The 13,561-nt window shown below is 51.1% G+C and carries 16 protein-coding genes; 9 read left to right on the top strand and 7 right to left on the bottom strand.

Annotated elements, in window-relative coordinates; translation table 11 throughout:
- Window positions 1-572: 572 nt before the first annotated feature.
- The 6 genes from rpmH to BLR44_RS18445 all read left to right on the top strand — a co-directional run bounded on the left by rpmH (window position 573) and on the right by BLR44_RS18445 (window position 5,310).
- The gene (rpmH, locus tag BLR44_RS18420; RefSeq protein WP_089684753.1) at window positions 573-731 is read left to right on the top strand and encodes a 50S ribosomal protein L34; all 159 of its coding nucleotides are present in this window, start codon (window positions 573-575) and stop codon (window positions 729-731) included.
- Between the two features lie 42 nt (window positions 732-773).
- A complete protein-coding gene (locus BLR44_RS18425; RefSeq protein WP_089684755.1) occupies window positions 774-1,199 on the top strand; it encodes a ribonuclease P protein component in 426 nt (141 codons plus the stop codon).
- Between the two features lie 15 nt (window positions 1,200-1,214).
- Window positions 1,215-2,867: a S41 family peptidase gene (locus BLR44_RS18430; protein WP_089684757.1), complete on the top strand. Its 1,653-nt coding sequence runs from the start codon at window positions 1,215-1,217 to the stop codon at window positions 2,865-2,867.
- Window positions 2,868-2,953: 86 nt separating this feature from the next.
- On the top strand, window positions 2,954-3,652 hold the full coding sequence (gene tsaB / locus BLR44_RS18435) for a tRNA (adenosine(37)-N6)-threonylcarbamoyltransferase complex dimerization subunit type 1 TsaB (protein ID WP_089684759.1): 699 nt from the start codon (window positions 2,954-2,956) through the stop codon (window positions 3,650-3,652).
- Between the two features lie 32 nt (window positions 3,653-3,684).
- Complete coding sequence (locus BLR44_RS18440; RefSeq protein WP_089684761.1) at window positions 3,685-4,206, top strand: DUF2480 family protein; 522 nt, start codon at window positions 3,685-3,687, stop codon at window positions 4,204-4,206.
- Between the two features lie 63 nt (window positions 4,207-4,269).
- Entirely contained in the window at window positions 4,270-5,310 is a 1,041-nt protein-coding gene (locus BLR44_RS18445) for an oxygenase MpaB family protein (protein WP_089684763.1), read from the top strand.
- Here the strand turns inward: BLR44_RS18445 and BLR44_RS18450 are convergent.
- From BLR44_RS18450 to BLR44_RS18475, 6 genes are all read right to left on the bottom strand, one after another.
- A complete protein-coding gene (locus BLR44_RS18450) occupies window positions 5,288-5,995 on the bottom strand; it encodes a hypothetical protein (RefSeq protein WP_089684765.1) in 708 nt (235 codons plus the stop codon). The two genes, BLR44_RS18445 and BLR44_RS18450, sit on opposite strands and share 23 nt — an antisense overlap.
- A 12-nt stretch (window positions 5,996-6,007) precedes the next feature.
- On the bottom strand, window positions 6,008-7,036 hold the full coding sequence (locus BLR44_RS18455) for a YpdA family putative bacillithiol disulfide reductase (RefSeq protein WP_089684767.1): 1,029 nt from the start codon (window positions 7,034-7,036) through the stop codon (window positions 6,008-6,010).
- A 97-nt stretch (window positions 7,037-7,133) separates the two neighbouring features.
- Window positions 7,134-7,439, bottom strand: coding sequence for a ribosome hibernation-promoting factor, HPF/YfiA family (hpf, locus tag BLR44_RS18460; RefSeq protein WP_089684769.1), 306 nt, complete (start codon window positions 7,437-7,439; stop codon window positions 7,134-7,136).
- Window positions 7,440-7,470: 31 nt separating this feature from the next.
- Complete coding sequence (locus BLR44_RS18465) at window positions 7,471-8,349, bottom strand: tyrosine-type recombinase/integrase (RefSeq protein WP_089684771.1); 879 nt, start codon at window positions 8,347-8,349, stop codon at window positions 7,471-7,473.
- 54 nt (window positions 8,350-8,403) lie between these two features.
- Window positions 8,404-8,598, bottom strand: a complete 195-nt coding sequence (gene rpsU, locus BLR44_RS18470; RefSeq protein WP_089684773.1) for a 30S ribosomal protein S21 — start codon at window positions 8,596-8,598, stop codon at window positions 8,404-8,406.
- Between the two features lie 59 nt (window positions 8,599-8,657).
- Window positions 8,658-9,827 (bottom strand): acyl-CoA dehydrogenase family protein, encoded by a 1,170-nt coding sequence (locus BLR44_RS18475; protein WP_089684775.1) that lies wholly within the window; start codon window positions 9,825-9,827, stop codon window positions 8,658-8,660.
- A gap of 416 nt (window positions 9,828-10,243) precedes the next feature.
- Here BLR44_RS18475 and BLR44_RS18480 point away from each other — a divergent pair, with 416 nt between their 5' ends.
- The 3 genes from BLR44_RS18480 to BLR44_RS18490 are packed head-to-tail and all read left to right on the top strand — an operon-like array spanning window position 10,244 to window position 13,172.
- Entirely contained in the window at window positions 10,244-11,599 is a 1,356-nt protein-coding gene (locus tag BLR44_RS18480) for a UDP-glucose dehydrogenase family protein (RefSeq protein ID WP_089684777.1), read from the top strand.
- A 1-nt stretch (window position 11,600) separates the two neighbouring features.
- On the top strand, window positions 11,601-12,560 hold the full coding sequence (locus BLR44_RS18485) for a UDP-glucuronic acid decarboxylase family protein (RefSeq protein WP_089684779.1): 960 nt from the start codon (window positions 11,601-11,603) through the stop codon (window positions 12,558-12,560).
- A gap of 36 nt (window positions 12,561-12,596) precedes the next feature.
- Window positions 12,597-13,172, top strand: coding sequence for an acyltransferase (locus BLR44_RS18490; RefSeq protein ID WP_089684781.1), 576 nt, complete (start codon window positions 12,597-12,599; stop codon window positions 13,170-13,172).
- On the opposite strand, the gene ytxJ is transcribed toward BLR44_RS18490, so the two are convergent.
- Window positions 13,169-13,522, bottom strand: a complete 354-nt coding sequence (ytxJ, locus tag BLR44_RS18495) for a bacillithiol system redox-active protein YtxJ (protein ID WP_089684782.1) — start codon at window positions 13,520-13,522, stop codon at window positions 13,169-13,171. The two genes, BLR44_RS18490 and ytxJ, sit on opposite strands and share 4 nt — an antisense overlap.
- Window positions 13,523-13,561: the final 39 nt, after the last annotated feature.

Genomic DNA, 13,561 nt, shown 5'->3' on the forward strand with positions numbered 1-13,561 from the left:
CTTTGCGTGTGACCTTTCGATCAAAAGCGGCTGCAAAACTAGTAACCTTTTTCCCTCCTGTCAACCCCTCTACCCAAAAATATTTTCGCTCGCCTTCCCTCCGCTTCCCCTCGCCAGCTTCTCCGTCGAAGGGGCTGCAAACCTACACCCACTGCCCGCAACCTCCAACACTTGTGGATAACTTTTTCTCCTCTCCCGCGCCCTTCTCCTCCCACCGGAAATTGCTAACCTATGCGAATGCTTTTCGGTTCCCGATGAGTAACAGTCCATATAGCTAGTCCTGTGCTGCTACTATCAGACTGAGCTAGTGGTATCAGTACTAGCTACTATAGCTAAGTGTATTAACTGTAGTAGCTAGTATATTTAGTTCTACAAGCTAATCCGTTACGGTCTTCGCTTTCTATATAGCTGGTTATTATTATTGTATAGGAATCCATCTGCCCTTTTATTGCCTTTCGTTTAACTCATTTCAGGAGTGTGCGAAAAATCATACACCTTTTCCGAAAGCAGGGGTTTGAAAATAAAGAACATACTTTTACCTTTGCGGGCCCTAACATTTACCACAGAAGATCATGAAAAGAACTTTTCAGCCTTCTAACAGAAAGCGCAGAAATAAGCACGGGTTCCGTTCACGGATGGAGACAGCAGATGGACGTAAAGTACTGGCAGCACGTCGCCGGAAAGGGCGCAAAAAACTGAGCGTCTCTGACGAAAGAAGACATAAACGCTAGTCGCGCGGGGAAATCCCTCCGGTTGGTTATGCCTCTTTGCCCATGACCGAATTCAGCCAACCGGATCTGACGCTCCCCAAATCACAGCGGCTTTGCGGCAAAAAACAGATAGAGGAACTCTACAAAAAGGGTTCCTCTATCGTTGTTTACCCCTACCGCATTACGTATCTGCTTGTCCCTTCTCCTGCTGAAACCGCCCCCTGTCCCCAAATACTTTTTGCAATTCCGAAGCGGCGCTTCCGTAAGGCCGTTGACCGCAACCAGCTCCGACGGCGTACCCGAGAAGCGTACCGTCACCACAAACAGCTGCTTCAGGAGGCCCTTCCTACCCCCTCTACTTTTTCGTTAAGAATCGCATTTACCTACATTGGTAATCAGATTTTTACGTATTCGTTTATCGAAAAAAAACTATCTTTAGGATTACGGCGTTTAGCTGAAACAATCTGTCAGTCGCCAGATCATTCTTAAACTTCCGGCTTTCCTATGAAGAAAACTCTGAAGCAGCTACGCATTCCTTTCGTAGCCATCCTGCTCTTTGTCGGTACGGTAGCATTTACCCCTAGCGAACGCTATTTCGAGATCGCCAAAAACCTCGACATTTTCGCTACTCTCTTTAAAGAAGTCAATACTTATTATGTTGATGAGGTACACCCCAGCGGCCTGATCAAAACTGGTATCGATGCCATGTTGGCTTCGCTTGATCCGTATACAAACTACATTCCCGAAGACGAAATTGAAGATTACCGTACCATGACAACCGGCCAATACGGCGGCATTGGGGCGGTGATCGGTAAGCGGAACGAGAAAACCCTCGTGCTTATGCCGTATGAAGGCTATCCTGCGAACAAAGCAGGCCTGCAAATTGGTGATGAGATTCTGGAGATCGACGACTTGCCGGTGGCTGACAAATCTTCGGGTGAAGTGAGTAAACTCCTGAAGGGACAGGCTAACACCACACTTAATCTAAAGGTGAAGCGATATGGCGTAGCGCAGCCCCTAAACATTTCGATCACGCGCGAGAAGATCAAAATCGATAACGTACCTTATTATGGTATGGTAAACAACGACGTGGGGTACTTCCGGTTGAGCGATTTTACCTCTGATGCTTCTCGGGAAGTCAAGAAAGCGGTAACGGAATTGAAAGCCAAAGGTGCTAAAAAGCTCATCTTCGACTTGCGCGATAATCCTGGTGGCCTGCTGAGTGAAGCGGTAAACATCTCCAACATCTTTATTGAAAAGGATGCGGAAGTGGTGAGTACCAAAGGGAAAGTCACGGAGTGGAACAAAACGTATCGTGCTTTGAATCCGTCGGTCGATACCGACATTCCGCTGGTGGTGTTGACCAGCTCGCGCAGTGCATCGGCGTCCGAAATTGTATCGGGGGTGATCCAGGATTATGACCGTGGGGTATTGGTGGGTGAGCGTACATATGGCAAAGGGCTGGTGCAGGCAACGCGTCCGCTGACTTACAATTCACAGTTGAAAATCACTACGGCGAAGTACTACATCCCGAGTGGACGCTGCATTCAGGCCATTGACTACTCGCACCGCGACGAAGACGGCAGTGTTTCTACCATTCCGGATTCGCTTCGGGTGGCCTTCAAGACCAAAAATGGCCGGACGGTATACGATGGTGGCGGAATTTTGCCGGACATCGAAGTAGAAGAGCGCGAATATTCGCCCATCACCATGACTTTGGTCAACAAAGGGCTGCTGTTCGATTACGCCACCGAGTATGCCAGCAAGCACAAAACCATTGCTTCGGCGAAGGAGTTTGCCATCTCTGATCAGGAATACAACGAGTTTGTTAAGTGGCTTACTAACAAAGATTACGACTACAGCACCCGTGTGGAAAGCAATCTGAAGGAGCTGGAGGAAAACGCAAAGAAGGAGAAATACTTCGACGGCATCAAAGAGCAACTCTCGCAATTGCAAACGCAGATCTCTCACGATAAGAACAAAGACCTGCAAAAGAACAAGGACGAAATCAAAGAAGCTTTGGAGCAGGAGATTGTGAGCCGATATTATCTACAGCGCGGTTCGGTCGAAGCTTCGTTCGATGATGATGAAGACATCTTGGCGGCATTGGACATCCTCAACAACCCTGACAAATTTGCGAAGCTGTTGAGCAACTGATTCACACCGCATCTACCTTTCTTGAAACGACCGCTCTGCTCCGGCAGGCGGTCGTTTTGTATCTTCGCCCCCTTAGCTTTTACACAATGGCGCTTATTCTCTGTCTGGAAACTTCAACAACGGCTGGTTCGGTGGCACTGCACCAAGACGGTACTCTGCTGGCCTGCACCGAGTTGGTACGCGAAAAATCGCACGCAGAGTCGCTCAATACCATGGTTGACTTTGTATGTAGACGCGCGCACAGGACGCTGGCCGATATTGACGCCGTGGCCGTTTCAGCGGGGCCGGGGTCGTATACGGGCTTGCGGATCGGTGTCTCTGCCGCGAAGGGTTTCTGCTTTGCGCAGGATAAGCCCCTCCTCGGCATTCCAACGCTGGCAATTATGGCCCATGAGGTCAATCGGTTTAACCGGTCGGAAGCACTTCTCTGTCCGATGATCGACGCCCGCCGCATGGAAGTGTATTGCGCGCTCTTCAACCACCGCCTGGAAGAAGTGCTTGCCACGCAGCCGCTGGTCCTGCAAGAGGATTCATTTGCGGCAGCATTAGACGAGCATCCCATTTACTTTTTCGGCGATGGGGCGGCCAAAAGCAAACCGTTATTGCAAGATCACCCGCACGCGCATTTTGTAGAAGATGTTTATCCATCAGCACGTTCCATGGGCGTTTTGGCTGAAGAGGCCTTTCAACGCGAAGCCTGGGAAGATCTGGCTTACTTTACGCCACGCTACTTAAAAGAATTCGCCAGTCATTTAAAGAGCAAATCCAAACCCAAGCCGGCGTAATGGTGTTAGGAGAAAAACCGAAACTTCACACAATGGATACTGCACCGATTGTGAACCGCGTTGCACAAAGCACGCTGGTGACCTTCGATCTGGAAGAATATTATCATCCGGGAGAGCGCGTTTTGCTCGACCTGGCCGATCAGCTTTATCAGGGGCTCATCCTCCGGGAGAAAGAGTTCCGGGCGTTCGTAAAAGAGCACGATTGGAGCCAATACCACGGTAAGAACGTAGCCATTACGTGTTCGGCCGATGCGATTGTGCCGACCTGGGCTTATATGCTCGTCGCGACTCGACTGGCATCCGTGGCGAATATGGTAGTGTTCGGTGATCTGGGTGCCCTGGAGGATGCCCTTTTCCGTCAGGCCTTGCATCAGGTCAATCCCGAAGATTTTCGTGATGCGAAAGTAGTGGTGAAAGGATGCAGCCACCGTCCGGTACCGATCAGTGCCTATGTCGAAATTACGCGCTTGCTGCAACCCGTTGCGTTCAGCCTGATGTACGGAGAGCCATGCAGCAGTGTCCCGCTATACAAGAAGGCGAAGGCTAAAGCCTAAGTAAACGACATCTACGTCACCCGGATCAAAACTTTTGCCCGACAGAAAAGTTGATTGATCTGTATGCGTACTTTTTCCGATGATTTGCTGTCTAATCTGCGCCGCCAAGGCGATCCCCTGGCCGATGCGGTTGTGCAAGCATGGTTGCTTGACGCTCCTCAAGCCATTCGAGCAGGAATAGAGCGGCTGAGACAGCCGTCTCCCCCAGCCGATCTGTCGGAGGTCGAACGGGCATTCGTTATCCAAACGAGTCAACTCCCGACGTGGGCAGACGCACGAAAGCTTCAACGCGCCGCAACACTTTTCCAGCGGCATACGCCCGAAATTATGACCATGCTGGGTTTGCTTTCACTGCCCTACTGCTATGCGGCAGCCGATGGAGCCCAGGTGCTTCGTCTTTCCGAACGGCTTACGAACGATGCCACCAAACGTCTGCAAGAAACTGCGCAGTTTGTCTGGCAGGTGCTTCAACCCCATTCGTTTGAAAGCGACGGCCCAGGATGGAGCAGTGTGCGGCAAGTGCGTCTGGTGCATGCACTGGTGCGTCATCATGCTGCCAAACACCCGCATTGGAATCACGCTTGGGGCTTGCCGGTTAATCAGGAAGACCAGGCAGGTACGAACCTAGCATTTTCGCTTGTGGTGTTGCGGGGATTACGCCGGATGCATTTACTTATCTCTCCCGAAGAAGCCGAAGCTTTTTTACACCGCTGGCGCGTCATCGGTTTCTTACTGGGCATCGACCCACTTGTTTTGCCCGCCACGTTACAAGAGGCTTACTACCTTGATCGGGCCATCGTGCGTCGTCACTTCCGAGAGTCGGATGCTGGCAAAGCGTTAACCAAAGCGTTACTTCATAGTTTACACGAGCAAGCGCCTGCGTTTCGGCTGGCTCCTTACTACATGCGTTTTCTGCTGGGAGACGATGTGGCTGATCTACTGGAACTTCCTCGTGACGCCACGCAGCAGTTCCTCCTTGAGCCGTTACGTGTGGCCAATGCCTTCCGCAGTGCCACAGGCAGTGCCTTTGGCCAGCCTCCGCTGCCGGTACAATTCAAAAATTATTTTGCTTTTCCTATCCCTACTTGGCCTGTAGCGAGCTGACGTGCTGCGGCTCTTGTTCTAACAGATACAAGTAAAGCGCCAGATAATGGGCACCAATGGCGCAGCACACGTGCCATAACCAATGCGTTCCCATCGGCATCCAGGCAAGAGGCATGTCCGAACGCCGGAAAATCAAGGCGACGATGAACAGAATAGTAGCGGTCACAATGGCGCGTAGCCCTACGAAGTTGGTCCGCAACTGCAACAGGAGCGCAGGCAGGAAAATCATGGTGCCGCGCAAGAAATAAGAGATGTTGATTTGAGCATGAGCACTGAAACCGCCCAAGCCGATTAGCCAAAAGTTAATGACACTGTATAAAATTAATAGCCCGATCACGTAGATCCAGTGTGGAAACACCTTGGCCCAAAGCCACACGCTTACCGACAGCGTGAGCACAAGGATGGGCAACACGTCCATCTGAAGAAAAAGCGGTGAGGAACGGAACGCATGAAACACCGTACTTCCGATCCCACCGAGTGCCAACAGGGGCATAGCTAGGGTAATGAACCAGTAATGTCGGTACTGCCCCCGCAGACGCCAGGCCCAGTAGATCACCGGAATCAGAAACGTCAGTGACGAGAACGCATTCCAGGGCTCTACGATCGCATGCGAAAAATCGGTTTCCGCATAAAAAGGTCCTCCGTCAGGAGTGGGCTGGGGAGTATGGTTAAACGTAAGCGGCACAAAAAAATAAGTTTATGTAGAAACATGCTGCTTTGCACTCACGTGTGGCTGCGCATTCTGTTTCCGCAAAATATCGGCGACAGCCGCGGCACCATGGTATCGTCCGTTTTCAATAAACACTTTGGCGGTTTCTTCGCCACCTACCACCGAGCCCACTACGTATAGGTCGGGCACATTGGTTTCGTACGTAGTTGCGTCAATCTTGGGAATGAGCATGGGGCCCTCCAACTCAATACCCGCGTCCCGCATCAGTTCGGCATCGGGACGGTAGCCGATCAGCGCCAAAACAAAGTCGGTGGGGTAGCTCTTCACTTCCCCAGTCAAGTGATGGCGCACCACGACTTCGCTCGGTGTTATTTTAATGCACTCGGCCCGGAAATGCACTTCGATGCTTCCGTCTTTGACACGGTTGCGCATGTCGGGAATCAGCCAATACTTGGCAGTGGGCACAAAATCGTCTTCCAGTACAAAAACCCGCAAGTGCCCTACGCCATTGCGATAGAGATCCAAGGCGGTTTCGATGGCAGAATTACCGCCCCCCAGAATGGTCGTGGCGGTGTGCGCGTATCGGAACGGCTCATCATAATACCGATGTACGTGTGGCAACGTACCCCCTTCGATGCTCAGCGGGCGGGGCTGGTCGTAGTACCCCGTTGCAATGGCCACATAACGTGCGTGGTACACCACGCCGGTATGCGTATGCACCTTAAAACCGTCGCTGGTCTTGTCGATGGCCTTCACTTCGGTATACAACTTCAGGTTAAGGTCGAAATACTCGCTGACCCGGCGGTAATACTGCAACGCTTCTGTGCGCGTAGGGCGGGCATGGATGGCCGGAAAAGGCAATCCGCCGATTTCCAGTTTATCGGCCGTTGAGAAAAAATGACCGTTAACCGGGTAGCGTCGTACCGCATCGGTAATGCTGCCTTTGTCAAGAATCAGATACGAGAGCCCGTGTCGGGCTGCTTCAATACCGCAGGCCAGTCCACAGGGGCCGGCACCTACAATCAGTAAATCGTAAAAAGGGGAATTTGTGCTCATTAGGAAAAATAACTACCAATGCTAGGCAATAGTTCGGCGGGTGGAGTGTATAGCAGGTAGTAAAAAAGAGGGGGCCACCGAGGCCCCCTTAAAGGTTCTATCGGTTTACACTCTGTTTTTCTTTGCGTTTTTTGACTTGGCGGCGAAGTGCCTCCACAGTCAGATCTGTCGCTTCTTCGAACGAGTGGGCGTGTTCTTTCGCGAAAAGCGAATTGCCCGGAATATAAAGTTTGATCTCAACGACTTTGTTCTCGCGGTGGTCGCTGTCCTTGGTGAGTCTCAAATATACTTCGCCCTCCAAAATGTTGTCGTAAAACGTCTCCAGTTTATCAACACGCCGCTGGATGAAGTCCAGTAGCTTTTGGTCGGCATCGAAGTGGACAGAATGAATCTGAAGTTTCATAAATGTACAAAGTTAAGAGGTAAATGATAGGTTAAGCTTTCGGGTGGGCCTGCCGAAACGCCTCTCGCATTTTTTCAAGCGAGTTGTGGGTATACACCTGTGTGGCAGCCAGGTTACTGTGGCCCAACAGATCTTTAATGGCATTTAAGTCGGCTCCCTTGTTTAGCAAGTGCGTGGCAAACGTATGCCGAAGCACGTGCGGACTCTTTTTCTCTAGTGCTACCACATCGTCCAGATACTTGCGAACGAGGCGGTAGATAAACATGGGATACGCCTCATCGCCGCCATCGGTTACGATGAGGGGACCTTCTGCATCTACGGGAAAGGTGGCGTGTTTGAAAGAAAGGTAACGTTCCAGCAGGTGGGTCAGGGTCACATTCAGGGGAATCATGCGCTCCTTGTTGCGTTTGCCCAGCACCTTTATGACGCGGTTGTGCAGGCTGATGTCGTTTTCTTTCAGGCCGATGATCTCCGAAAGGCGGATGCCGGTTCCGTAAATCATTTCCAGGACCAACTTATCGCGCAGGCCGTGAAAGTCGTCTGTAAACTGGGTACGGTCCAGCACATCCATGATGTCGGATTCCGGAACAAAAACGGGGACCTTTTTTTTGATTTTGGGGCTCTTGATCCGCTGCATGGGGTTTTCGCGGATAGCACTCTCTTTCAAAAGGTATTTGTAGAATGACCGTAAACAGGCCATTTTTCGACCGACCGAACTGGCGGCAATGCCCGTGCTGATGAGTTTCACCATCCAGGCACGTACATCGTAATAATCAGCCTGTTCTAAGGTTCGCCGAGTTGTGTCCTGCAGATGCTGTTCGAATTGCGTCAGGTCATTTCGGTACGACAGGAGGGTGTGTTCGCTGTACCGTTTTTCGAACTGCAGGAACTCCAAAAAAGAATCAACCATATTAGCAGAGGTTTCCTACTAATATGGTTGAAATAAAGGAAAATGTCTATAAAATCAGAGAGTTTCTTTGCTCTGCATCTTCTCGCGGTAAATAGCGCGCAGCTTCTCGGTACGACGAGCCACCGAAGGTTTCTCGAAGTACGCACGGCTACGAATTTCACGCAACACGCCGGTACGCTCAAACTTCTTCTTGAAACGCTTTAATGCGCGGTCAATCGACTCGTTATCTTTTACGTTAATTACGATCATGCTCTTCTAACTGATTTAGGCCTGCAAATGTAGCATTTTCATAAATGGAAGTCAAGAGCTTAACCGCGAAGAATAGATCGGGAAATAACAACTTTCTGGATTTCGGAAGTGCCTTCGCCAATCGTACACAATTTGGCGTCACGGTAATACTTTTCGGCCGGAAAATCTTTGGTATAGCCGTACCCTCCGAAAATCTGTACTGCTTCGTTTGCACAGCGTACCGCCACTTCCGACGCATAATATTTCGCCATGGCCGACTCTTGGGTTACGGGTAATCCCCGGGTTTTCCGATCGGCTGCCCGGAACGTCAACAGACGAGCCGCTTCGAGTTCGGTCGCCATGTCGGCTAGCTTAAAAGCGATGGCTTGGAAATCGGCAATGGGGCGGCCAAACTGCCGGCGTTCCTGCGCATAGCGAAGTGCGGCTTCGTAAGCGCCTTGTGCAATGCCCAGGCTGAGCGCCGCAATCGAAATCCGGCCGCCATCCAATACCTTCAGCGCTTGAACGAATCCTTCGCCTACCTTCCCCAGCACGTTCTCGCGCGGCACGCGACAATCCTGAAAAATCAACTCGGTGGTCTCGGAGGCCCGCATGCCCAATTTATTTTCTTTGCGCCCGGCCGAAAATCCGGGTGTACCCTTCTCGATCACGAAAGCCGTCATGCCATGCGAATCGCCCGTTTCGCCCGTGCGGGCAATGATCACGGCCACATGTCCCGACTTCCCGTGGGTGATAAAATTCTTGCTCCCGTTCAGAACGAAATGGTCACCGTCTTCCACCGCCACAGTACGCATGTTGGCGGCATCCGACCCGGTATTGGCTTCGGTCAGGCCCCAAGCACCCAGCCGTTCGCCAGTGGCGAGTTTGGGTAGCCATTTCTTTTTCTGCGCCTCGTTGCCAAATTGAAGAATGTGGCCGGTACACAGCGAGTTGTGCGCCGCCACCGAGAGGCCAATGGACCCGTCGATTCTGGCGATCTCCTGAATCGCAGTGACGTATTCGGCGTAGCCAAATCCAGACCCGCCGTACGTTTCAGGCACCAGTACGCCCAAAAGTCCCAGCGAGCCCAGCTTCTGAAACAAATCGACGGGAAAAGCCTGCCGCTCGTCCCAATCCATTTTATAGGGTTCTATCTCGCGCGCTCCGAAATCGCGCACCATATCAGCAATCATGCGCTGGTTTTCGCTTAGCTCGAACGAAAGGCCCGCTTCGTCAACGATAGTCTGCATGTTCAGGGGGATTGGTGTAAATCTTGATCAAGTTGTTTGGTACCTAAAGATACAAGTCAAACGGCGAAATAGTTTGTCAAATAAAAAGATATGTCTTACCTTGCTATTACGATTAACAGGTTTTTCATCAGGTAAACCCCACTACCTCAGCCCGTTAATCGAAACGCCTGTTACCCACCGCAGGTTTGTCGTATCAACGAACTGTAACTCACCTTTCGTAAATTCAGTACGCTTTATGTGCCGTCTTAACATCTCGCTTGGACACAAGCGTTTGCACATAATGAAACACACATCCACGGGTACAATGTTAAGAAACTAATATTTTTTTTAACAATATTTACCCTACCTCTTGGAAAACCCACCCCTATTTCAGTATTTTGTCCTCGCTAATTGCTAGATAACTAATAATAACGCTTATGAAAATTGCAGTTGTAGGAACAGGCTACGTTGGACTGGTAACAGGCACATGCTTCGCCGAAACGGGCAATACCGTCCACTGTGTAGACATTGACGAGAGAAAAGTAAAGAAGCTCCAGAATGGTGTAATCACCATTTATGAGCCCGGCTTAGAGGCCCTTTTTGAAAGAAATATCGAGCAAGGTCGCCTAAAATTCACGACCAATCTGGCAGAAGGCATCAAAGATGCAGAAATCATTTTCTTGGCACTTCCGACTCCTCCCGGAGAAGACGGTTCGGCCGACTTGAAATATGTTTTGAACGTAGCGAAAGACCTGGGCTTCCTGCTCGAAAAGTACGCCGTAGTGGTGGACAAGAGCACCGTGCCGGTCGGTACTGCCGAAAAGGTCCACGCCAAAATCGCCGAAAATGCCAAAGTAGCGTTCGACGTGGTTTCGAACCCTGAGTTCCTTCGCGAAGGCGTGGCCGTAGAAGACTTCATGAAACCCGATCGGGTGGTTGTAGGGACAAGCTCAGAGCGCGCTCGCAAGAAAATGGAGCAGTTGTACGCGCCATTCGTCCGTCAGGGTAACCCTATCATTTTCATGGACGAACGTTCGGCAGAAATGACCAAGTACGCGGCCAACTCTTTCCTGGCAGCCAAAATCACGTTCATGAACGAAATCGCCAACCTGTGCGACAAAGTGGGCGCCAACGTGGATGACATCCGCCGGGGTATTGGCTCAGACAGCCGCATCGGCAAGCGCTTCCTGTTCGCCGGGATTGGTTACGGCGGTAGCTGCTTCCCGAAGGACGTACAGGCCCTGGCCAAAACTTCTCAAGATTATGCGTACGACTTCCGCATGCTGAAGGCGGTAATGGATGTCAACGCCGATCAGAAATCCAAGCTTTTGCCGAAAGTGAAAGAGTATTTCGGTGGCGACCTGGCCGGAAAGAAAATCGCGGTATGGGGTCTCTCTTTTAAACCTTACACCGATGACATCCGGGAAGCACCCGCGCTGGAGAACATCAAAGCCCTCTTGGCAGAAGGTGCCAGCGTAGTAGCATACGATCCGGAAGCCATGGAAAATGTACGGGAAGTGGTAGGAACTTCGATCGCATTTGCAGAGAGTCCTTACGAAGCGCTGGAAGACGCCGACGCGTTGATGATCTTCACCGAATGGCCTGTTTTCCGGACGCCTGACTTCGAGAAAATGGAGTCACTTTTAAATAATAAAGCTATTTTTGACGGTAGGAACCTGTTTGAACCTGAACTGATGGAGGAGCTGGGCTTTGTATACCACAGCATCGGTCGCCGTGCCATCACGAAGGAAATTCCAAATCCTAAGAAGCCTACCGATCAAGTAATAGCATAACATGAAGCGAGTCTTAGTTACAGGGGGAGCCGGGTTTCTCGGCTCCCATCTTTGCGACCGGATGCTCCGGGAAGGATACTCTGTCATAGCGATGGATAACCTGATCACCGGAGATTTACGCAACATCGAACATCTTTTTAAAGAAAAGGACTTTGAGTTCTATCATCACGATGTTTCGAAGTTTGTACACGTCCCCGGTCCCCTGGATTACATTCTTCATTTCGCTTCACCCGCCAGCCCCATCGATTACCTGAAGATGCCCATTCAGACCCTGAAAGTGGGTTCGTTAGGGACGCACAATCTTCTGGGTCTGGCACGGGTCAAAAAAGCCCGCATCCTGGTCGCCTCTACTTCTGAAGTGTACGGCGATCCGCTCGTTCACCCCCAAACAGAAGACTATTGGGGCAACGTGAATCCCATTGGCCCGCGAGGCGTTTACGACGAGGCCAAGCGCTTTCAGGAAGCCATCACGATGGCGTACCATACTTTCCACGGACTCGAAACCCGAATTGTACGGATCTTCAATACGTACGGACCTCGCATGCGCCTCGACGACGGTCGCGTCTTGCCCGCATTCATCGGACAAGCGTTACGCGGCCAGGATCTGACGGTATTCGGTGACGGATCGCAGACACGCGCATTCTGTTACGTAGACGATCTGGTGGATGGTATTTATCGCCTTCTGATGAGCGACTACCCTTATCCCGTTAACATTGGAAACCCTGATGAAATTACCATTCAGGAATTTGGTGAAGAAATTCTGAAACTCACAGGGGCAGACCAAAAGCTTATTCACAAGCCGTTGCCAAAGGACGATCCCAAGCAACGGAAACCCGACATCACCAAAGCCAAAGAGATTTTGGGATGGGAGCCTAAAGTATCCCGCTCAGAGGGACTCAAGCTCACTTACGAATTCTTTAAAGAACGCGTAAAGACAGAAAAAGCCCAAGAAACCGAATAAACAAAGAACGCCGCTAGTAAGCGGCGTTTTTGCTATATGGATACCTATTTCTCGCACGAAACGGCCGTTGTCGATCCGGGTTGTTTCATCGGAGCCGGAACACACATCTGGCACTTCTCCCACCTGATGACCGGTTGCAGAATCGGGGGAGGATGCAGCTTAGGACAAAATGTGTTCGTTGCGGGTAGTGTTGTTCTGGGGCGCAATGTGAAAGTCCAGAATAACGTCTCGCTCTACGACGGTGTTACCTGTGAAGACGATGTTTTTATCGGTCCCTCGGTCGTCTTCACCAACGTGATCAATCCGCGCAGTCAGGTCAACCGGAAATCGGAGTATCGTCGCACACACGTCCAAAAAGGCGCTACGCTGGGTGCCAATGCCACCATCATCTGCGGCGTGACCATCGGCCGCTACGCGTTTGTCGGAGCCGGTGCGGTAGTGACCCGCCACGTGCTTCCGTATGCATTGGTAGTGGGCAACCCCGCGCGGCCTGTGGGCTGGATGAGCGAACGTGGACACAAACTCCAGTTCGATGCACAAGGCCGTGCCCAGTGCCCGGAAACGGGGCAATCGTACCAACTATCACCGCAAGGCGTCACCCTTATCGACTAAGCGGTAGTCAACTGATCGGCCTGAGTTTTCAGTTCTTCGTAAGAGATGCCGAGATGAGATTCGTGGTAGACCACTTTTCCCTGATGTACCAGGAGTGCTTGAGGAGATTCGTGCCGGATGCCCAGTTGCTCTTCTACCGCGTTAGAAACCACACGGTAACTAATCAAATCTAAAAAATAAGGTTCTACGGATGCCATCTCCGCCGTATTCCAGGCACGTTCCAGCCGAGCTAACGCCGCCGCACTGATGGGACAACGCGTGCTATGCTTATAAATAAGGACAGGTTTTTCGTTGGAGTGCGCAATTGCCTGGGTCAGGCCTTCGGTCGATTCTATTCTTTTCCAGTTCATTACCACAAGTTATTTGTGACTGGAACGTAAAAACCGGGG

Origin of the sequence: Catalinimonas alkaloidigena (genome assembly GCF_900100765.1) — a bacterium.
Lineage (GTDB): Bacteria > Bacteroidota > Bacteroidia > Cytophagales > Flexibacteraceae > Mooreia > Mooreia alkaloidigena.

What these genes read in the sequence shown, in the direction of transcription:
- rpmH (WP_089684753.1), top strand. Translation starts at nt 573, where the DNA reads ATGAAAAGAACTTTTCAGCCTTCTAACAGAAAGCGCAGAAATAAGCAC.
- BLR44_RS18425 (WP_089684755.1), top strand. Translation starts at nt 774, where the DNA reads ATGACCGAATTCAGCCAACCGGATCTGACGCTCCCCAAATCACAGCGG.
- BLR44_RS18430 (WP_089684757.1), top strand. Translation starts at nt 1,215, where the DNA reads ATGAAGAAAACTCTGAAGCAGCTACGCATTCCTTTCGTAGCCATCCTG.
- tsaB (WP_089684759.1), top strand. Translation starts at nt 2,954, where the DNA reads ATGGCGCTTATTCTCTGTCTGGAAACTTCAACAACGGCTGGTTCGGTG.
- BLR44_RS18440 (WP_089684761.1), top strand. Translation starts at nt 3,685, where the DNA reads ATGGATACTGCACCGATTGTGAACCGCGTTGCACAAAGCACGCTGGTG.
- BLR44_RS18445 (WP_089684763.1), top strand. Translation starts at nt 4,270, where the DNA reads ATGCGTACTTTTTCCGATGATTTGCTGTCTAATCTGCGCCGCCAAGGC.
- BLR44_RS18455 (WP_089684767.1), bottom strand. Translation starts at nt 7,036, where the DNA reads ATGAGCACAAATTCCCCTTTTTACGATTTACTGATTGTAGGTGCCGGC.
- hpf (WP_089684769.1), bottom strand. Translation starts at nt 7,439, where the DNA reads ATGAAACTTCAGATTCATTCTGTCCACTTCGATGCCGACCAAAAGCTA.
- BLR44_RS18465 (WP_089684771.1), bottom strand. Translation starts at nt 8,349, where the DNA reads ATGGTTGATTCTTTTTTGGAGTTCCTGCAGTTCGAAAAACGGTACAGC.
- rpsU (WP_089684773.1), bottom strand. Translation starts at nt 8,598, where the DNA reads ATGATCGTAATTAACGTAAAAGATAACGAGTCGATTGACCGCGCATTA.
- BLR44_RS18475 (WP_089684775.1), bottom strand. Translation starts at nt 9,827, where the DNA reads ATGCAGACTATCGTTGACGAAGCGGGCCTTTCGTTCGAGCTAAGCGAA.
- BLR44_RS18480 (WP_089684777.1), top strand. Translation starts at nt 10,244, where the DNA reads ATGAAAATTGCAGTTGTAGGAACAGGCTACGTTGGACTGGTAACAGGC.
- BLR44_RS18485 (WP_089684779.1), top strand. Translation starts at nt 11,601, where the DNA reads ATGAAGCGAGTCTTAGTTACAGGGGGAGCCGGGTTTCTCGGCTCCCAT.
- BLR44_RS18490 (WP_089684781.1), top strand. Translation starts at nt 12,597, where the DNA reads ATGGATACCTATTTCTCGCACGAAACGGCCGTTGTCGATCCGGGTTGT.
- ytxJ (WP_089684782.1), bottom strand. Translation starts at nt 13,522, where the DNA reads ATGAACTGGAAAAGAATAGAATCGACCGAAGGCCTGACCCAGGCAATT.